The 17,702-nt window shown below is 70.8% G+C and carries 17 protein-coding genes; 11 read left to right on the top strand and 6 right to left on the bottom strand.

Features of this window, described 5'->3' with window-relative positions; translation table 11 throughout:
- The first annotated feature begins 76 nt into the window (after positions 1 to 76).
- The 5 genes from ACFYX4_RS37310 to ACFYX4_RS37290 all read left to right on the top strand — a co-directional run bounded on the left by ACFYX4_RS37310 (position 77) and on the right by ACFYX4_RS37290 (position 5,537).
- On the top strand, positions 77 to 1,567 hold the full coding sequence (locus tag ACFYX4_RS37310; RefSeq protein WP_389343589.1) for an aldehyde dehydrogenase family protein: 1,491 nt from the start codon (positions 77 to 79) through the stop codon (positions 1,565 to 1,567).
- A 65-nt stretch (positions 1,568 to 1,632) separates the two neighbouring features.
- Positions 1,633 to 3,219 (top strand): AMP-binding protein, encoded by a 1,587-nt coding sequence (locus ACFYX4_RS37305; RefSeq protein ID WP_389343586.1) that lies wholly within the window; start codon positions 1,633 to 1,635, stop codon positions 3,217 to 3,219.
- 4 nt (positions 3,220 to 3,223) lie between these two features.
- A complete protein-coding gene (locus ACFYX4_RS37300) occupies positions 3,224 to 4,375 on the top strand; it encodes a thiolase family protein (protein ID WP_389343583.1) in 1,152 nt (383 codons plus the stop codon).
- Complete coding sequence (locus tag ACFYX4_RS37295; RefSeq protein ID WP_389343580.1) at positions 4,372 to 4,773, top strand: Zn-ribbon domain-containing OB-fold protein; 402 nt, start codon at positions 4,372 to 4,374, stop codon at positions 4,771 to 4,773. The genes ACFYX4_RS37300 and ACFYX4_RS37295 overlap by 4 nt, the downstream gene beginning before the upstream one ends.
- Positions 4,774 to 4,778: 5 nt before the next feature.
- Positions 4,779 to 5,537 carry a FadR/GntR family transcriptional regulator gene (locus ACFYX4_RS37290; protein WP_389343577.1) on the top strand — a complete coding sequence of 253 codons (759 nt, stop codon included), beginning with the start codon at positions 4,779 to 4,781 and terminating at the stop codon, positions 5,535 to 5,537.
- Between the two features lie 239 nt (positions 5,538 to 5,776).
- Here ACFYX4_RS37290 and ACFYX4_RS37285 read toward each other — a convergent pair whose 3' ends face one another.
- The 3 genes from ACFYX4_RS37285 to ACFYX4_RS37275 are packed head-to-tail and all read right to left on the bottom strand — an operon-like array spanning position 5,777 to position 8,750.
- Positions 5,777 to 6,799: a TIGR03617 family F420-dependent LLM class oxidoreductase gene (locus tag ACFYX4_RS37285; protein WP_389343574.1), complete on the bottom strand. Its 1,023-nt coding sequence runs from the start codon at positions 6,797 to 6,799 to the stop codon at positions 5,777 to 5,779.
- A 40-nt stretch (positions 6,800 to 6,839) separates the two neighbouring features.
- A complete protein-coding gene (locus ACFYX4_RS37280) occupies positions 6,840 to 7,961 on the bottom strand; it encodes an acyl-CoA dehydrogenase family protein (protein ID WP_389343571.1) in 1,122 nt (373 codons plus the stop codon).
- 3 nt (positions 7,962 to 7,964) lie between these two features.
- Positions 7,965 to 8,750, bottom strand: a complete 786-nt coding sequence (locus tag ACFYX4_RS37275; RefSeq protein ID WP_389343568.1) for an enoyl-CoA hydratase/isomerase family protein — start codon at positions 8,748 to 8,750, stop codon at positions 7,965 to 7,967.
- A 112-nt stretch (positions 8,751 to 8,862) separates the two neighbouring features.
- On the opposite strand from ACFYX4_RS37275, the gene ACFYX4_RS37270 reads away from it, so the two are divergent.
- Positions 8,863 to 9,729, top strand: coding sequence for a crotonase/enoyl-CoA hydratase family protein (locus tag ACFYX4_RS37270; RefSeq protein WP_389343565.1), 867 nt, complete (start codon positions 8,863 to 8,865; stop codon positions 9,727 to 9,729).
- Between the two features lie 107 nt (positions 9,730 to 9,836).
- Complete coding sequence (locus tag ACFYX4_RS37265; protein ID WP_389343562.1) at positions 9,837 to 11,252, top strand: family 1 glycosylhydrolase; 1,416 nt, start codon at positions 9,837 to 9,839, stop codon at positions 11,250 to 11,252.
- Here the strand turns inward: ACFYX4_RS37265 and ACFYX4_RS37260 are convergent.
- Positions 11,231 to 11,734 carry a MaoC family dehydratase gene (locus ACFYX4_RS37260; RefSeq protein ID WP_389343559.1) on the bottom strand — a complete coding sequence of 168 codons (504 nt, stop codon included), beginning with the start codon at positions 11,732 to 11,734 and terminating at the stop codon, positions 11,231 to 11,233. The genes ACFYX4_RS37265 and ACFYX4_RS37260 overlap by 22 nt on opposite strands.
- Positions 11,735 to 11,767: 33 nt before the next feature.
- On the bottom strand, positions 11,768 to 12,589 hold the full coding sequence (locus ACFYX4_RS37255) for an enoyl-CoA hydratase/isomerase family protein (RefSeq protein ID WP_389343556.1): 822 nt from the start codon (positions 12,587 to 12,589) through the stop codon (positions 11,768 to 11,770).
- A gap of 123 nt (positions 12,590 to 12,712) precedes the next feature.
- Here ACFYX4_RS37255 and ACFYX4_RS37250 point away from each other — a divergent pair, with 123 nt between their 5' ends.
- The 4 genes from ACFYX4_RS37250 to ACFYX4_RS37235 are packed head-to-tail and all read left to right on the top strand — an operon-like array spanning position 12,713 to position 16,312.
- Complete coding sequence (locus ACFYX4_RS37250) at positions 12,713 to 13,834, top strand: acyl-CoA dehydrogenase family protein (protein ID WP_389343553.1); 1,122 nt, start codon at positions 12,713 to 12,715, stop codon at positions 13,832 to 13,834.
- A 20-nt stretch (positions 13,835 to 13,854) separates the two neighbouring features.
- Positions 13,855 to 15,033 (top strand): acyl-CoA dehydrogenase family protein, encoded by a 1,179-nt coding sequence (locus tag ACFYX4_RS37245; RefSeq protein ID WP_389343550.1) that lies wholly within the window; start codon positions 13,855 to 13,857, stop codon positions 15,031 to 15,033.
- Positions 15,030 to 15,557 carry a nuclear transport factor 2 family protein gene (locus ACFYX4_RS37240; protein ID WP_389343547.1) on the top strand — a complete coding sequence of 176 codons (528 nt, stop codon included), beginning with the start codon at positions 15,030 to 15,032 and terminating at the stop codon, positions 15,555 to 15,557. The genes ACFYX4_RS37245 and ACFYX4_RS37240 overlap by 4 nt, the downstream gene beginning before the upstream one ends.
- Positions 15,557 to 16,312 carry an SDR family NAD(P)-dependent oxidoreductase gene (locus tag ACFYX4_RS37235; protein WP_389343544.1) on the top strand — a complete coding sequence of 252 codons (756 nt, stop codon included), beginning with the start codon at positions 15,557 to 15,559 and terminating at the stop codon, positions 16,310 to 16,312. The genes ACFYX4_RS37240 and ACFYX4_RS37235 overlap by 1 nt, the downstream gene beginning before the upstream one ends.
- A gap of 92 nt (positions 16,313 to 16,404) precedes the next feature.
- Here the strand turns inward: ACFYX4_RS37235 and ACFYX4_RS37230 are convergent, their stop codons facing one another.
- The gene (locus ACFYX4_RS37230; protein WP_389343541.1) at positions 16,405 to 17,616 is read right to left on the bottom strand and encodes a CaiB/BaiF CoA transferase family protein; all 1,212 of its coding nucleotides are present in this window, start codon (positions 17,614 to 17,616) and stop codon (positions 16,405 to 16,407) included.
- Positions 17,617 to 17,702 lie beyond the last annotated feature (86 nt).

Raw genomic sequence — 17,702 nt, 5'->3', positions numbered from 1 at the left:
GCATTGATTGGTTCGGCTAAATAGGTTATCTATTTAAGCTGTAAGGGTGGGATGGCAGCGGGCTCCGGGAGGCACCGTGGTCACGGTCGATGTGAAGCTGCACCAGGAAAGAGCCGAGCACGACCTTCCGCAGCCGCGGCTGGTCATCGGCGGCAAGGACGTCACCGACACGAGCGGCGGACAGTACGAGCACCGCAACCCCGCGACCGGCCTGGTCCAGGCCCACATCCCGCTCGCGGGCCCCGCCGAGGTGGACCGGGCCGTCGCCGCCGCCCGCCAGGCCTTCGAGGTGTGGGGCGCCATGCGCCCCGCCGAACGCCGCCGGCTCCTCACCCGCTTCGCAGGGCTCCTGCGCGACCACATCCCCGACTTCGCGGCGATCTGCCCGCTGGAGAACGGCGTCTGTGTCGGCGGCTGGGCGGAGAACGTCGGCCCCCACGTCGCCGAGTGGACCGAGTACTACGCCGGCTGGGCCGACAAGATCGAGGGCATGGTCGGCGCCGCCTACAGCCCCCACGAGAACGTCGAGTACACCATCGCCGAGCCCTACGGCGTCATCGGCCACATCATCACCTGGAACTCGCCCGCCCTGTCGCTGGCGATGAAGGTCCCGCCGTCCCTCGCCGCCGGGAACACCGTCGTCATCAAACCGGCCGAGTCCACACCGTTCTCCGCGCTGCTCTTCGCCGACCTGGCCCGCGAGGCAGGCATCCCCGAGGGCGTCGTCAACGTCGTCACCGGACTCGGCGACGCGGGCGCGGCCCTGGTCACCCACCCCGGCGTCGACAAGATCTCCTTCACCGGCGGTCCCGCCACCGCCCGCCGCATCATGGCCGTCGCGGCACTGCGCCTCAAGCCCGTCGTGTTCGAGCTCGGCGGCAAGTCCGCCAACCTGCTCTTCGCGGACACCGACCTGGACACCGTCGTCCCGTACTGCGCGGCCTTCGCCATGAGCAACACCGGCCAGGGCTGCGCGCTGCCCACGCGACTGCTGGTCGAGCGGCCGATCTACGACGAGGTCGTGGCCCGCGTTGCCGGAGTGGTGGCCAAGCTGCCCGTCGGTGACCCCCTCGACCCGACGACGTACATCGGACCCGTCATCGACAAGGCCGCCCGCGACCGCGTCCAGGGCGTGATCGACAAGGCGGTCGAAGGGGATGCGGGACGACTCGTGTACGGCGGTGAACGCATCGACTCCGACGGCTGGTTCGTTTCCCCGACCGTCTTCGCGGACGTCGACAACCGCAGCGACCTCGCCCAGCAGGAGATCTTCGGCCCGGTCCTGGCCATCACCCCGTTCGACACGGAGGACGAGGCCGTCGCCCTCGCCAACGACACCGAGTACGGCCTGTCCGCCTACGTCCAGTCCCGTGACATCGCGCGCGTCAACCGGCTCGTGCCGCGTCTGAAGGCCGGCACGGTCTACGTCAACCCGGGCCCGAACCCGATCACTTCACCCGCCACGCCCTTCGGCGGGGTCGGTATCAGCGGGTTCGGCCGGGAGGGCGGCAAGGCCGGACTGGACGAGTTCATCAACGTCAAGGGTGTCGGGATCGGTCGCGTCTGACCCCCACCTTCCGAAGTCCTCCCGAAGACCTGCTGAAGCCTTCCGAAGCGTTTGGAGCCAAGAGCATGCATCCCGCCCGCCGCCTGACGTTCGGCGACGTCATCCGTGAGCACCGAAGGTCCTTCCCCACCGGAGTCGCCCTCGTCGACGGCGAAGTCCGCCTGACCTGGCCCCAGTTGGACGAGCGCACCAACCGACTCGCACACGCCCTCGCAGACGCGGGCGTGGGCGTCGGTGACCGCGTCCTGTGGCTCGGCCAGAACTCCTTCCGGATCTGGGAGCTGCTCGGCGCCGCCGCGAAGATCGGTGCCATGGTCTGCCCCGGCTACTGGCGCTGGGCCGCCCCGGAGATGGCCTTCGCGGTCGAGGACTTCGACCCCGAGGTCGTCGTCTGGCAGGACGAGGAGATCGGCGACACGGTCGCCAAGGCCCGAGCCGAACTGGGCAGCGACCACCGGGCGTTGTGGCTCCGGCATGACGTCGAGAGCACTGCCGGTCCGGACTCCTACGAAGCCTTTCTGGCGTCCGGCGCGCCCGAGGACCCGGCCGTCGCCGACGTCGACCCGGACTCGGCTCTCCTCGTCATCTACACCGCCGCGATCACCGGGCGGCAGTCCGGCTCGATGCTGTCCCACCGCAACCTGCTCGCCATGGGCGCGAGCGCCGCCTGGATGGGCGACATCGGCACGGAGACCGCCTTCCTGGGCGCCGGGCCGATGTTCCACATCGGCAACTACCAGTTCTGGGGCGTCCCCGCCTTCGTCCACGGCGGCAAGAACGTGATCGTCCGCCGCGTGGTCGCCGAGGAACTGCTCCCGCTGCTCGCGGCGGAACAGTGCACCCACGCCTATCTGATGCCGCCGACCATCGCCCAACTCGTCGCCCTCAACAGCGACGCGGGCCACGACCTCTCCCATCTGCGGGCCTGCGTCGCCGCCCCGCTGTGGCAGGGCACCGTCCCCACCGACACCAGCCGCTTCACCCGCAACGGAGGCGGCGAGGGCCGCGGCTACGGCCAGACCGAGGTGACCGGCTTCGCCGTGACCGGCGCCTACGGCGGCACGGGCGCCGGCAACGCGGGACGCCCCGGCCCCTTCACCGCCGTACGCATCCTGAACGGCGCCGGTGAGGAGTGCGCTGTCGGCGAGGCCGGCGAGATCTGCGTCCGCGGCGACCTCGTGCACCTCGGCTACTGGAACCGGCCCGAGACCAACGAGGAGCGCTTCCGCTTCGGCTGGTGGCACACCACCGACCTCGGGCGGCGCGAGAGCGACGGCACGATCAGCTTCCTCGGGACGACGACCCGCATGCTCAAGTCCGCCGCCGAGAACATCTTCCCGGCCGAGGTGGAGAACTGCATCGAGTCGCACCCCGCGGTGAAGGAGGCCGCCGTGATCGGCGTACCCAACGAGCGCTGGGCCCAGGACGTCAAGGCCGTCGTGGTGCTCCACCCGGACACCGCCGGAATCACGGCGGCGGACGTCATCGAGCACTGCCGGACGCGGATCGCTTCGTACAAGAAGCCGAAGACGGTGGAGTTCGTCGCATCCCTGCCGCGTACGAAGGACTTCGCCAAGGACTATGGGGCGCTCGACGAGCGCTTCGGCGGTGGCGGCTACCCCGGCGGCGACACACTGGGCGCCGGACGGTGACGTCGTGAATCCCCGCCGGCCCGTGATCGTCGGCGTCCACGCCACCGAACAGGCGCTGACGCTCCCCGACCGCGACGCCATGGACCTCGCCCTCGAAGCGGTGACCGGGGCGATCACCGACGCCGGACTCGCCCCGGCGGACGTCGACGGCGCCCAGGTCGACTGGCCCGGCCCCGGCGGCGTACCCGGCGAAGGCAGCTCCTGGGCCCGCATGCTCGGCCGGGACCTGCGCTGGACCAGCGATTCGATGCTCGACAACGCGGGCTCCCGGGGACTGCTGAAGGCGGCTGCCGCGATCGGCGCCGGATACGCGGACACCGTCGTCGTCGGCGGCTGCAAACTGGTCTCGCGCGGGGCCGGTCCGGTCGGGGCCGGGGTGCCGCTGGAGTTCGCCGATGTGTGGGGCAGCTATGTCGTCGCCCAGTTCGCGCTGGTGGCGGCCCGGCACATGCACGAGTACGGGACGACCTCCCGCCAGCTCGCCGAGGTCGCCGCCACCATCCGCAACAACGGCACCACCAACCCCGAGGCGATGATGTACGGCCGCGGCCCGTACACCGCCGACGACGTCCTGGCCTCCCGGATGGTGGCCACGCCGTTCCACCTGCTGGACTGCTGCATCGTCGGCGAGGGCGGCGCGGCCCTCGTGGTGACGACCGCCGAACGCGCCCGCGACCTGCCCCACCCGCCCGTCGCCGTGCTGGGCGGCGGCATGGAGTACCACCAGGCCGCGTACGCCAACCCCGCGCTGTACCGCGAGGTCGGGCAACTCGGTCGGGACGCGGCGACCCGCGCCTACGCCATGGCCGGCGTCAGCCCTCACGACGTGGACGTCTTCTCCCTCTACGACCCCAACTCCTTCGAGATCATCCGGCAGCTGGAGATCCTCGGTCTGTGCGGGGAAGGGGAGGGCGGACCGCTGGCGGCCGGCGGCGCCATCGGCGTCGACGGCAAGCACCCCGTCAATCCGGACGGCGGCTGTCTGGCGTACTCCTGGAACGGCACCCAGCAGATGACCCTCAAAGTCGTTGAAGCGGTACGGCAGTTGCGGGGCACCGCGGTGCACCAGGTCGAGGGCGCGGAGGTGGCCGTGGTCGGCAACGCAGGATCCGGGGCGCAGCACTACGAGATGAGCGTGCTCGGGAGGACGCGATGAACCGGCCCGTACCCGTCCCCACCGAGCTGTCCCGGCCGTTCTGGGACGCGGCCCGGCGCGGCGACCTGGTCGTCCCGTACTGCCCGGCGTGCGGCCTGCGCTTCTTCGTTCCCGAGCCCGCGTGCCCCGGCTGCCTGGCACGGGACTGGAAGTACCTGCCGAGCGCGGGCCGGGGGACCGTCTACTCGGTGACCGTGGTGCACCGCGCGCCGGGACCCGGGTTCGACGCGCCCTTCGCGCTGGCGGTGATCGACCTGGACGACGGCGGCACCCTGCTGTCCCATGTCGACGCGGGCGAGCCGGACGGTGTGGCCGTCGGTCTGCGCGTCCGAGTGGACTTCCGGGCGCTCACCGACGAGATCACACTGCCGTACTTCGTGCCGGACGCGGTCGACTGAAGGAGATGGGCGCTGTGGCGAACACGCCGGTACGGGTTCCCAAGATGGCCGAGCTGGTGGCGGCACAGCTGCGCCGCAAGATCGTGCGCGGGGAGCTGACGGAGGGCGAGGCGCTGCCTGCCGAGACCGAGCTGATGGCGGAGTTCGCCGTCTCCCGGCCGACGCTGCGCGAGGCGTTCCGGGTGCTGGAGTCGGAGTCGCTGATCAGCGTGCGCAGGGGCGCCCGGGGCGGGGCACGGGTACAGACCCCGGAAGGCACGGTCGCCGCCCGCTACGCCGGAGTGGTCCTCGAACACCGGGGCACGACCCTCAAGGACGTGTACGACGCCCGTACGGTGATCGAGGCCCCGTGCGCAGGTCTGCTGGCCGAGCGGTGCACCGACGAGGATCTGGAGCGGCTGAGGGCCGCCGTCGCCGAGGCCGAGGCGCTCATGGACGACCCGTCGGCGTTCATCCGCGCCCACATGGAGTTCCACGCCCTCGTCGTCGAACTGGCGGGCAACGAGACGCTGGGCGTCCTCAACGGCATGGTCAGGCACATCATCGACGAGGCCAACTGGTCCCACGTCGACCTCGACGCCGGCAGCCCCGAGAACATCCGCGCCAACCGCCGGGGCTTCCGCGCCCACGGAGCGCTCGTCGACCTGGTGGCCGCACGCCGAGCGGAGGCCGCCGAGGAACTGTGGCGCGTGCACCTCCAGGAGGCCGAGGACTACCTGCTCCAGAACAGGTCCATGACCACCGTCCTGGACCTGCTCGGCTGAGCCGGCCCCGCCCCGCGGCTCCCGGTCAGGAACTCCGCGTCCGGGCACGGAGCATGCGGCCGACCGGAGTCCTGGGCGGGGCGCCAGAAGGCCGCCGCCGCCTTGCCGACCGAGCCGACGGGGACGGCGCGGTCCCCGGCCGGCTTCTGCCAGGCCTCCGCCTCCGCCGCGGCATCGGGCACGGCGGCTCGTACGGTGAGGACAAGGCTGCATGAGGACGGAGGAGGATGTACGCGGATTCAGCCGTCGCGCAGCTCCCGCACGATCGGCTCCCACACCCCGGCGTCGATCTCGTACGCGGTGTAGAAGGAGACGCGGTCGACCAGCGACCCGTACCTGCGCCGTATCTCGCCCGCGACCCGCTCCGGCTCCGCCACCACTGCGAAGGTGTGCAGCACCTCGTCGTCGACGAGCCCGCTCATCGCCTCCCACCTGTCCTCGCGCCGGGACGTCGACAACGCGTGCAGCTCGTCGCCGAGTTCGCCCCATCCATGCAGCTCCAGCACCCCTCGATAGGCGGGCGTGCTGCCGTAGAAGGCGATCTGGGCTCGGGTGCCGTCGATCGCGCGGGCCAGCTCCTCCTCCGTCCGGCCGGTCGCGGTCAGGAGCAGATGGGAGACGGAGAAGTCGTCCCGCGTACGGCCCGACCTGGCCAGCCCAGCCTCGACGGTCGGCAGGGTCACCTCCCGCAGATAGCGCTCGGTGGTGAAGCCGTGGGCCAGGAGTCCGTCGGCGACCTCACCCGCCACCCGGGTCATCGCCTCGCCGACCGCGGCCACGAACACCCTGGGCGGGCCGCCGGGTGCGGGCGGGGGAGAGAAGAAGGGGGACATCAGCGTGTGCGAGTAGAAGTCGCCGCGGAAGTCGAGCCTCTCGCCCTCGTTCCAGGCGGCCCAGACGGCGTGCAGCGCGCTCACGTACTCCCGCATACGGGCCGCGGGCCGGCTCCACGGCATGTCGAAGCGCCGCTCGATGTGCGGTTTGATCTGGCTGCCGAGGCCGAGCGAGAACCGTCCGCCGGCGTAGGTCTGCAAGTCGTGTGCGGTGTACGCGAGTTGCATGGGGGAGCGGGCGAAGGCCACCGCGATGGCCGTGCCGACTTCCAGCCGGTCGGTGTGTTCGGCCGCGAGCATCAGCGGCAAGAAGGGGTCGTGCTTGGACTCCGACGCCCACAGGCCGTCGTAGCCGGCCTTCTCGTGGTGCCGGGCCTCCTCGACCACCTCGGCGGTGCCCCAGACATTGAGCTTGCCGTCGACCTTCATGCCGCTCCCTCTTCGGTTCCTGTTCCTGTTGCTCATGCGCTCATGCGCTCATGCCGATGCGTCGCGCCAGCAGCTCCCGGTGGTACGCGGGATCGCCGAACAGCAACTGCGATGTCTTGGCCCGCTTCAGATACAGGTGGGCCGGGTGCTCCCAGGTGAAGCCGATACCGCCGTGGACCTGTATGTTCTCGGCCGCAGCCTGCAGACAGGCGTCGGAGCAGAACGCCTTGGCCAGGCTCGCCACGGCGGGCAGCTCCGGGTCCTCGTTCTCGGCGGCGAGCAGCGCGTAGTGCGCGGCGGCGCGCGCCGACTCCACCTCCAGGAGGACGTCGGCCAGCAGGTGCTTAACGGCCTGGAACGACCCGATGGGCCGTCCGAACTGGTGCCGCACCTTGGCGTACTCGACCGCCATGTCGAGCGCGCGGGAGGCCACACCGACCTGCTCGGCGGCCAGTGCCACCGCGGCCCGGTCGAGCACCTCGGCCACCAGGTCCCAGCCGTCGCCGCGCGTACGCAGCCGGGTCGCCGGTACGTCGTGATAGTCGAGGCGCGCCTGTCTGCGGGTCGGGTCCATCGTGGGCAGCGGCTCACGTGACAGGCCGACCGCGTCGCCGTCCACCACGAAGACGCCGATGCCGTCGTCGGCACGGGCGACGGTGAGGACGACATCGGCGATGGCGCCGTCGAGGACGAACATCTTCTTCCCGGTCAGCAGCCAACTCCCGTTGCCCTCCCGGGCGGTGAGCCGGATCCCCTGCGCGTCCCAGCGGGCGGAGTCCTCGGTCAGGGCCAGGGTCCCGACGAGTTCGCCGGAGGCCAGGCCAGGAAGCAGACGCGTGCGGGCGTCCTCGTCGGCGCAGCGCAGCAGCGTGGTCGTCGCGAGCACGGCCGAGGCCAGGAACGGCGCGCACAGCAGCGCACGGCCCGCCTCCTCCATGACCACGCCCACCTCGACCGGCCCGCAACCGGCACCGCCGTACTCCTCCGGGACGGCCAGCCCCTGAAGCCCCAGCTCGGAACCCATCCGGCGCCACAGCGACCGGTCGAAGCCCTCCGGGGTCTCCATCAGCCGCCGCACCTCGGTCTCCGGCGAGGTGTCCGCCAGGAACGCCCGTACCGTGCGCCCCAGTTCCTCCTGCTCCTCACTGAACGCGAAGTCCATGCCTCAGCCCTCCCCGCCGGCCCGGCGACTGACGCGGGACGCGATGATCTGCTCGACGACGGCTATGTGGTCCGCCGAGTGCATGCTGTCCCGCTCGGCGAGCAGTGCCGGTTCCAGTACCGTCGCCAGCGCCTGCTCCAGATGCAGGTTCACCGCGCGCTTGGTCTCGCGCAGCGCCTGTACGGGCAGGGCGGCCAGCCGCCCGGCGAGGTCCATCGCCTCGTCCAGGAGCTTGTCCCTCGGTACGGCACGGTTGGCGATGCCGAGGCGGACCGCGTCCTCGGCGCTCACCCGGTCGCCGAGGAACAGCAGCTCCTTCGCCCGGGTCAGCCCGACCAGCAGGGGCAGGACGAGCGCCCCGCCGTCACCCGCGACGAGTCCGACCTGAACATGCGGATCGGCCACATAGGCGTCGTCGGCGATGAGTACCAGGTCGCTGAGCAGGGCCAGACTGCAACCGAGGCCGACGGCAGGCCCGTTGACCGCCGCGATCACCGGCAGCGGGCAGCGGACCATGCCGGTGATGATCCGCCGGGCCTCCTCGACGTTCCGCTCCCGGAAGGCACGGTCGCGCTGGACCCGCGTCATGATGCCGAAGTCGCCCCCTGCGCTGAAGGCCCGGCCGCGCCCGGTGAGCACGATGACCCGTGCCCCGGGATCGTCGGCGACGGCCTCCCAGACCGACGCGAGACCCGAGTGCAGCTCCTCGCTCATCGAGTTGAGCTGCTCCGGCCGGTTCAGCTCGATCAGCCGGACCGGCCCATGGGACGTCACCACCAGATCCGCCATGTCCACACCCACCGCCGCAATCCATGAATGAGTCAGTAGAGTTGAATGGTATAACTAATTAAGCTTACAGGGAACCGGTCCCGGAAGTGACGAGGCTGACGGAGGGGCACGTATGCCGGAGCAGGAGTACGAGACCGTGCGGGCCGAGGTGGCGGACCGGATCCTCACCGTCACACTGAACCGCCCCGAGAAGCTGAACGCCTTCAACCCCCGGATGATGGCCGACCTGCTCGACGTCCTGGACGCGGCCGACGCCGACGACGACGTACGGGTGGTCGTGGTGACCGGCGCCGGGCGCGGGTTCTGCGCGGGTGCCGACGTCAGCTCCGGCGGCTCGTCCTTCGACCACCGCAAGGCCGGCGCGTGGCACCGCGACACCGGCGGCCGGGTCGCGCTGCGGATCTTCTCCAGTGCCAAACCGGTCATCGCGGCGATCAACGGCCCGGCGGCGGGTGTCGGGGCCAGCATGACCCTGCCCATGGACATCCGGCTGGCGTCGACCTCTGCGAGGTTCGGCTTCGTCTTCGCGCGCCGCGGCATCGTGCCGGAGTCGGCGGCGAGCTGGTTCCTGCCCAGGGCCGTCGGCATGCAGCGGGCCATGGAGTGGGTCGCCACCGGCCGCGTCTTCGGCCCCGACGAGGCACTGGCGGCCGGGCTGGTCCGCTCCGTCCACCCGCCGGAGGAGTTGCTGCCGGCGGCGTACGAACTCGCCCGGGAGATCGCCGAGAACACCTCCGCGATCTCGGTCGCCCTCTCGCGCCAGATGATGTGGCGGATGCTCGGCGAGCCCCACCCGATGGCCGCGCACCGGCTCGACTCACGGATCATGAGCCAGATCGGCGGCGGTCCCGACCCCGTCGAGGGCGTCGAGTCGTTCCTCGCCAAGCGACCGCCCGCGTTCCCTGGCCGGGTCAGCAAGGACATGCCGCCCGTCTTCCCCTGGTGGCAGGAGGAGGAGTTCAGGCCCCTCGAGTCGTAGATGATGAGATCTGGCCGAAACATTGTCGTGGTTTCCGTGAAGTGTTAGCGTCCGCCCGGCGGGCATTCAGTTGAATGCGCTGAACCATTCACCGCTGGACGGTAACCATGAGCGATGGTTTCCTGCACGAATCCCTCCGCGGCGTCGACTGGGGCGTCGCCACCGCGGACACGATCGCGGCCCCACTGCCGCACCCGGCCGAGCGGGGCGGGCACTTCCGCCAGTGGACCGACGACCTCCGGGAGCTGACCGGCGTCACCGCCGACACGCACCGTATGGTCGCCGGCTGGCCGCAGCTCCAGCCCGACGGCCCCGGCAGCTGGGACCGGGCCGCCCTGGACCGCTGCGACCGCGCGCTCGACTCCCTGCTCGCGCACGGAAAGCGCCCGAGCCTCACGCTGTTCGACCGCTCGTTGCCGCCATGGCTGGATGCGGCGGGCGGCTGGCTCGCCCGCGACACCGCCGAGCACTTCGCCGAGTACGCCGCCGCACTGGGCCGGCGCTTCGGCGACCGGGTGGAACGCTGGGTCACCTCCACCGACCTGGCCGGGCCCACCCTCGCCGACCATGTGGCCGGAATGTACGCGCCGGGCCGGGGCGTCGGCCGCGCGGGTCTGCCCACCGTCCACCACATCCTCCTCGCCAACGCATTCGCCACCCAGGCACTCAGGGCCGCCGGCGCGAGCGGCGGGATCGGCACCACGGTCACCCTCGTCGGCGGCTACGCGGCCACCGAAGACCCCTACGACCGCCTCGCCCTGGAACGCCTGGAGAGCTGGACCAACCGTCTCTTCCTCGACCCCCTGCTGCTCGGCGAGCACATGGTGACCGAGGACGACGTCTCACCGGTGGCGGCCACCGGCTGTGTACGCTCCGGCGACCTGGAGGTGATCGCCATCGCACAGGATCTGCTGTGTCTGTCCTGGCACACCCCGTTCCGTGTCACGGCACCGGAGAACCTGCCCCGCGTGCTGCCGACCGCGCACTGCCGGAGCGCCCTCAACGAGGTGAACCGCCTGCTCGTGGACCTCGGCTTCGCCATCGTCCCCTTCGAGGACGTGGAGACCACCGCCTACGGCTGGCCGATCATCCCCGAAGGGCTCGCCGACGCCGTCGCCGGCCTGTACGAGCTGTACGGCGACCTGCTGCCGCCGCTCTCCGTCGTCGACAACGGCATGGCCGACCTGGACCTGGTCGACGGCGCCGGACACAGCGACGACACCCGGCGCCGGGCCCTGCTGGGCGCCCGGCTCTCCTGGCTGGCGGGACTCGTCGCGGCCGGCGTGGACGTGTGCGGCTACGAGTACTGGTCGGTCCTCGACAACCTGGAGGCCAAGTTCCGCTACACCCGCCTGTACGCGATGGCGGTCCCCGACCACGAGCCCGCGCCGCACCCGCCGATCCCCGCCGACTGGCTGCACCGCGGCGCCTTCGCCGACCCGGCCGGATCCGGAGCCGACCGCAAGGCCGGTCTGCGTCTGGTGCCGGCCGAGCCCCGGGCTCAGGGCGCCGGCGCCTCGTAGTCCCTGCCGCGGATCAGCCGCACCGGGGTGTAGACGAGAACCTCCTCGTCCCGCTGGTTGCGCACGGTGATCCGGCTGGTCACCACGCCCCGGCCGGGTTTGCTGGAGGGCCGGCAGCCCGTGGTCTCGACGACGGCGTACAGGGTGTCGCCGACGTACACCGGCCCCCGGACCGTGAGTTCCATCTGTAGGAAGGCGAGCCCTGTGCCGTGCAGCACGTTCGTCTGCAGGACGAGCCCTTCGGCGATGCAGTACGTCAGTCCCCCGGGGACCAGCCGCCCGGTGTAGCCGCCGTCGGCGGCGTGCGAGGCGTCCCAGAAGAGGGGTTCGGTGAAGCCGCCCCAGGTGACGAAGTTGACGAGATCGGTCTCGGTGATCGTGCGGCGGGCGGTCCGGAAGACCTGGCCCACCGGCATCTCCTCGTAGGTCAACCCCCTTACCAGAGGGGGCACTTCGGTGGTCGTCGTCTGCTCCGGCGGCATGGTCGGTTCCTCTCGTGCGGTGGTCACAGGTGGTCACAGATCGAGGGGGTGCTTGCCGGCCACGCCCTCGAAGTCCGGGATCCGCTTGTCGCGGTGAGCGGCCAGCCCCTCGACGACCTCGTGGCCCGCGAACCCGAAGAACTCCAGCCCGAGGGAGGCCTCGAAGATCGGCTGGGCGGTGCGGTACCAGTGGTTGAGGGACCGCTTGGTCCAGCTGATGGCACTGGCGGGCCCGGCGGCCAGGGCGGTTGCCACCCGCAGGCCCTCCGCGTGCACGTCCTCGTCGTCCACGCACTTCGACACCAGCCCGATCCGCTCGGCCTCCTCGCCGGTGAGCGTCTCGCAGGTCAGCAGGTAGTACTTGGCCTTGGCCATGCCGCACAGCAACGGCCAGCAGATGGCGGCATGGTCACCGGCCGCGACCCCGAGACGTGTGTGCCCGTCGACGATCTTCGCCGTACGGGCCACGACGGAGACATCCGCCAGCATGCCGATGACCAGCCCCGCACCGACCGCCGGACCGTGGATCGCGGAGACCACCGGCTTGGAACAGTTGACCACCCCGTAGACCATGTCCCGGGCCTCGCGCATCACCCGCGCGCGCACCGCGTACTCCTCGGTCATGGCCTCGATGGAGTCGAAGGTGCCGCCCGCCGAGAACGCCCGGCCCGCCCCCTGGACCAGCACCGCCCGGGTCTGCTCGTCCCGGTCGACGACAGGCCAGATGTCGGCCAGCTCGCCGTGCATCCGCGGATCCACGGCATTGAGGTTCGGGGCGTCGAGCACGATACGGAGCACACCGGGCGCGGGCCGCTCGAAGGTCAGGCTCGTGAACGGGGCGTAGAGATCGGTCACGTCGCGCTCCTGGTGTATTCAGTGCGGATACTATAATTATCTAACTGTATCGAGGAGTGGGCGGCAAGCAGGCCGCACGTGACGTTGCACCGAGGACATCGCGGCGAGGACGGGAAGCCCGGCATGGATCTCACGTTCACCGAGGAACAGGACGAACTGCGCAAGGTCGTGCGCTCGTTCCTCGCCAAGCACTCCGACGAGGCCGAGGTGCGCCGCCTGGCCGCCGACCCGCGCGGCCACGACCCCGCCCTCTGGCGGCGCACGGCGGGCGAACTCGGCCTGCAAAGCCTCGCCGTACCGGAGGAGTACGGCGGCTCGGGCTTCGGCTACGTCGACCTCGGCATCGTGTTCGAGGAGGCGGGCCGTGCGCTGCTGTCCGGGCCGTACTTCGCCACCGTGGCCCTGGCCGCCGAGGCACTGCTGCGCTGCGACGACGAGCAGGCACGCCATGACCTCCTGCCGGGCATCGTGTCCGGCGACACGGTGGCCACGCTCGCGTTCACCGAGGAGAGCGGCCGCTGGGACGAGTCCGGCATCGGCCTCACCGCAGCGAACACGTCGGCGGGATGGCGCCTGACCGGCACGAAGACGTACGTCCCCGACGGACACCTCGCCGACCTGCTCCTGGTCGCCGCCCGCACCGCAGCGGGCATCAGCCTCTTCGCGGTGGAGGCCGCCGACGCACAGGGCCTGACCCTCACCCCCCTCCCCACCCTCGACCAGACCCGCAGACAGGCCAGGTCGACGTTCACGGACACCCCGGCCCGGCTGCTCGGCACTGAGGGCGCGGCATGGCCGGTCCTCGAACGTACCCTCGCCACGGCTTCTGTCCTGCTGGCCGCGGAACAGGTCGGGGGAGCGTCGGCCGCCCTCGACGCGGCCGTGGAGTACGCGAAGATCCGCGAGCAGTACGGTCGGCCCATCGGTTCCTTCCAGGGGATCAAGCACAAGTGCGCCGACATGCTCATGGAGATCGAGTCCGCCCGCTCGGCGGCGTACGCCGGCTTGTGGGCGCTGGACGCCGGCGACGAGAGGGAGATCGGGATCGCCGCTGCCCTGGCCCGGACCGTCTGCTCGGAGGTGTTCACCCGGGTGGCCGGTGCCAACATCCAGGTCCACGGCGGAATCGGCTTCACCTGGGAGCACCCCGCGCACCTCTACCTCAAGCGGGCCAAGAGCAGCGAGGTACTGCTCGGACCACCGTCGTACCACCGGGAACTGCTGGCCGCGCGGCTGGGCATCTGAGCGCCAGGAAGGAAGCAGCTATGGAACTGGACTTCGGGCCGGCGGTGCGGGACTTCCGCGACGAACTGCGGGACTGGCTGGCCGAACACCTGGTGGGGGAGTTCGCCGAGCACCGGGGCGTGGGCGGCCCCACCGACGGAGAGGCCTGGGCGGTCCGCCTCGCCTGGGACCGCGAACTGTCCGCAGGGGGATGGCTGGGTGTCGGCTGGCCGCAGGAGTACGGGGGCAGAGGCCTCGGACTCCTGGAGGAGATCGTCTTCGAGTACGAGTACGCCCGAGCGAACGCCCCCTACCGTGCCACGGTCAATGCCCTCGATCTGCTGGGCCCGATGCTGCTCAGAATGGGCAGCGAAGCACAGCGGAGACGCTTCCTGCCGCCGATCCTCGCCGTGGAGGAACTGTGGGGCCAGGGCTTCAGCGAGCCCGGCGCCGGCTCCGACCTCGCGTCGGTCCGCACGCGGGCGGAACGCGACGGCGACGAGTGGGTGGTCAGCGGACAGAAGGTGTGGACGTCGTTCGGCGTCCACGCGGACTGGCTCTACGTCCTCACCCGCACCGACCCGCAGTCCGCGCGCCACAGGGGCCTGACCCTGCTGCTCCTGCCCACGGACCAGCCGGGCGTGGAGATACGCCCCATCCGTAACCTCGCCGGCCAGGACGAGTTCGCCGAGGTGTTCCTCTCGGACGCGCGTACCGGCGCGGACATGGTCGTGGGGGAGGTGGGCCAGGGCTGGCGCACGGCGATGGCCACCCTCGGCATCGAACGAGGCACCACGCTCCTGCCCCAGCAGCTCACGTTCGAGCGGGAGGCCGAGGCGCTGATCGACCTGGCCCGCGACCGGGGCGCGCTCGACGACCCCATGCTGCGCCGCAGGATCGTGGACGCCTGGATCTCCGTACGCATCATGCGCACCACCAACCTCCGCACCATCGCCGAACTGACCGCGGGCCGTACCCCGGGCGCACAGGCCACGACCGCCAAGCTGTACGCCTCGACCCGGCACCAGCAACTGGGCCACCTGGCCATGGAGTTGGCGGGCCCGGCGGGCCAGATCGTAGGCGAGGACTACGCCCTGGACACGCGGCAACGCTCCTTCCTCCTCTCCCTGGCGGAGACGATCTACGGCGGGTCGAGCGAGATCCAGCGCAACATCATCGGCGAGCAGCTCCTGGGCCTGCCGAAGGAGCCCAGACCATGACCATCACCTCCATCGAGGACCGACTCGACCGCATCGAGTCACAGCTGGCGATCCAGCAACTGCCCATCCGCTACGCCCTCGCCGTCGACGCCCGGGACCTCGACGCCTGGGTCGACTGCTTCCGGCCCGACGTGGACATGGGGCGCCACGGTCGCGGAAGGCAGGCCCTGCGCCGGCACATCGACCCCCTCCTGAGCGGCTTCCGCCGTTCCGTCCACCAGATCTGCGGCCACCGCATCGAGTTCACCGGCCGCGACACGGCGACCGGTGCCGTCTACTGCAGGGCCGAGCACGAGGTGGGAGACCGGTGGATCGTGATGGCGATCTGCTATCGGGACGACTACGCGCGGGTGGACGGCGAGTGGTACTTCTCCCGGCGCCGTGAGCAGCACTGGTACGCGACGGACGTGACGGAGCGCCCCCAGGCGGTGGGATTCAACGGCTGGGAGGGAGCCGGAGAACCGGCGTTGCCCGAGGCGTTCCCGTCCTGGTCGCCCTTTTGGGCGGATCGGAAGGAGACGTGATGGCACAGCTGTTGGGAAAGACGGCGCTGATCACCGGCGGTGGACAAGGGGTGGGCCGCGGCATCGCACTCGCACTGGCCGCGGCGGGCGCGTCGGTGGTGATCACCGGCCGCACGGAGAGCAAGCTGAAGGACACGGCGGCCGAGATCGCCCGACGCGGCGGACGGGCGCACACGGTGGTGGGCGACGTGGGGGAGCGGGACGACGTGGGCCGCATGGTGGCGGAGACGGTAAGGGCGTTCGGCGGCCTGGACGTACTGGTCAACAACGCCCAGTCCTCGGTCCGGCGCCGACTGGACGACACGTCGTACGACGAGGTGGAACTCGCCTACCGCAGCGGCCCGTTGGCCACGTTCCACGCGATGCAGGCGGCCCTGCCGTACCTGAAGGCGAGTCGGGGCAGTGTCGTGAACCTCGGTTCGTCGGCCGCGGTGCAGGGCGAGGCGACCTTCGCTGCGTACGCGATGGCCAAGGAGGCGGTCCGGGGCCTGACGAGGGTGGCCGCGCGGGAGTGGGGGGCGTACGGGATCCGCGTGAACGTCGTCTGCCCGGCGGCGCTGAGCCCGGCGGCGGAGGCGTACTTCGCGGATCACCCGGAGAAGGCCACGAGCGTGGTCGCGGGCATCCCGCTGGGGCGGATGGGCGACCCGGAGACGGACATAGGCCGTGCGGTGGCGGCGCTGGTCAGCGACGACATGGCGTATCTGACGGGCGCGACCCTGATGCTGGAGGGCGGCCGAACCCTGCTCGGCTGAGGGACCTCTTCCGTTCGCCCCCGCCGCCCCTGCCCGTCCCACGCCGGCGGGGCTGAACTGCTCAGCCCGCCCTCAAGACCCGCACTTCCCCCTCATACGACCCCCCGCCTCCGCAACCCCGACAACTCCCCCTCCGTGACCCCCACCAGCCGCCCCAACACCTCGGCCGTATGCTCACCCAACCCCGGCGGCGCCACATACCCCTCAACAGGCGTAGCCGTGAACCGAATCGGATTCGCCAGCATCGGCACCCGCCCCGACACCGGATCCTCGACCTCGACCAGCATCCCCCGATGCCGTATCTGCGGATCGGCGAACACCTCAGGCATCTCGTTGAACGGCCCCGCAGGGACACCGTGTTCGTCCAGCACGGCAAGCCACTCGTCCCGCGTCCGCCCCCGCAGAACCCCCGCCAGCACCGGCAGTATCTCCTCACGATGCCTGATCCGCGCGGAGGTCGTGGCGAACCGCGGATCCCCCAGCAGATCGGCACGTCCTGCCGCGGCGCAGAACGCAGCGAACTGCTTGTCGTTGCCCGCGACAAGGAAGATCGGCTTGTCCGCGCACTGGAACGCCTGGGACGGAATCCCGCCGTACCCCCCGTTGCCCCGCCGCTCCGGAACCTCCCCGGAGACCAGGTAGTTCATCGCGAAGTGCGACAGCGACGCCAGCCCGCAGTCCAGCAGGGACAGATCGATGTACTGGCCCTCACCGGTGACGTCCCGGTGCCGCAGCGCCGCGAGCACCGCCGTGGAGGCGTACAGCCCCGTGAGGATGTCGACCATGCTGACCCCGACCTTCATCGGTTCCTCGGGGTGCCCGGAGACGCTCATCATCCCGGACATGGCCTGGAAGACACCGTCGTAGCCCGGGCGCCCGGCGTACGGCCCGGTCTGGCCGAAGCCGGTCACCGACAGATACACCAGCCGCGGGTTGAGCTCCCGCAGGCTCTCCTGGTCGAGTCCGTACTTCGTCAGCGTCCCCGCCCGGAAGTTCTCGACCAGCACGTCCGACCGGGCGGCGAGAGCACGGATCAGAGCCTGCCCCTCGGCGGTGGCGTGGTTGACGGTGACCGACCGCTTGTTGCGGTTGCAGGCGAGGTAGAAGGCGGCGGTGTCCGTCCGGTCGCCCTCGGGCCCGGGCGCGAAGGGCGGACCGTACGTCCGTGAGTCGTCCCCGGTTCCGGGCCGCTCGACCTTGATCACCTCGGCGCCCAGATCGGCCAGCAGTTGGGTGGCCAGCGGCGCGGCGAGGATACGGGACAGATCGAGGACACGGATCCCGGCCAGTGCGGTCGACGGCATGGCGGCCCCTCCCGGTGCAGTTAACAGTAGAATAAGTTAGATAAATAATACGTCAACCATCCCCACTCGGCCCTATGATTGCCTCA

This window comes from Streptomyces sp. NPDC002328 (genome assembly GCF_042890065.1).
Classification (GTDB): Bacteria; Actinomycetota; Actinomycetes; order Streptomycetales; family Streptomycetaceae; genus Streptomyces.
Note: the sequence above shows the minus strand (reverse complement) of the source record. Positions and strands in the feature narration are given on the sequence as shown.

Bases quoted from the DNA above. Each gene is read 5' to 3' on its own strand.
- ACFYX4_RS37305 (WP_389343586.1), top strand. From the start codon at position 1,633: ATGCATCCCGCCCGCCGCCTGACGTTCGGCGACGTCATCCGTGAGCAC.
- ACFYX4_RS37295 (WP_389343580.1), top strand. From the start codon at position 4,372: ATGAACCGGCCCGTACCCGTCCCCACCGAGCTGTCCCGGCCGTTCTGG.
- ACFYX4_RS37290 (WP_389343577.1), top strand. From the start codon at position 4,779: ATGGGCGCTGTGGCGAACACGCCGGTACGGGTTCCCAAGATGGCCGAG.
- ACFYX4_RS37285 (WP_389343574.1), bottom strand. From the start codon at position 6,799: ATGAAGGTCGACGGCAAGCTCAATGTCTGGGGCACCGCCGAGGTGGTC.
- ACFYX4_RS37280 (WP_389343571.1), bottom strand. From the start codon at position 7,961: ATGGACTTCGCGTTCAGTGAGGAGCAGGAGGAACTGGGGCGCACGGTA.
- ACFYX4_RS37275 (WP_389343568.1), bottom strand. From the start codon at position 8,750: ATGGCGGATCTGGTGGTGACGTCCCATGGGCCGGTCCGGCTGATCGAG.
- ACFYX4_RS37270 (WP_389343565.1), top strand. From the start codon at position 8,863: ATGCCGGAGCAGGAGTACGAGACCGTGCGGGCCGAGGTGGCGGACCGG.
- ACFYX4_RS37265 (WP_389343562.1), top strand. From the start codon at position 9,837: ATGAGCGATGGTTTCCTGCACGAATCCCTCCGCGGCGTCGACTGGGGC.
- ACFYX4_RS37260 (WP_389343559.1), bottom strand. From the start codon at position 11,734: ATGCCGCCGGAGCAGACGACGACCACCGAAGTGCCCCCTCTGGTAAGG.
- ACFYX4_RS37250 (WP_389343553.1), top strand. From the start codon at position 12,713: ATGGATCTCACGTTCACCGAGGAACAGGACGAACTGCGCAAGGTCGTG.
- ACFYX4_RS37245 (WP_389343550.1), top strand. From the start codon at position 13,855: ATGGAACTGGACTTCGGGCCGGCGGTGCGGGACTTCCGCGACGAACTG.
- ACFYX4_RS37240 (WP_389343547.1), top strand. From the start codon at position 15,030: ATGACCATCACCTCCATCGAGGACCGACTCGACCGCATCGAGTCACAG.
- ACFYX4_RS37235 (WP_389343544.1), top strand. From the start codon at position 15,557: ATGGCACAGCTGTTGGGAAAGACGGCGCTGATCACCGGCGGTGGACAA.
- ACFYX4_RS37230 (WP_389343541.1), bottom strand. From the start codon at position 17,616: ATGCCGTCGACCGCACTGGCCGGGATCCGTGTCCTCGATCTGTCCCGT.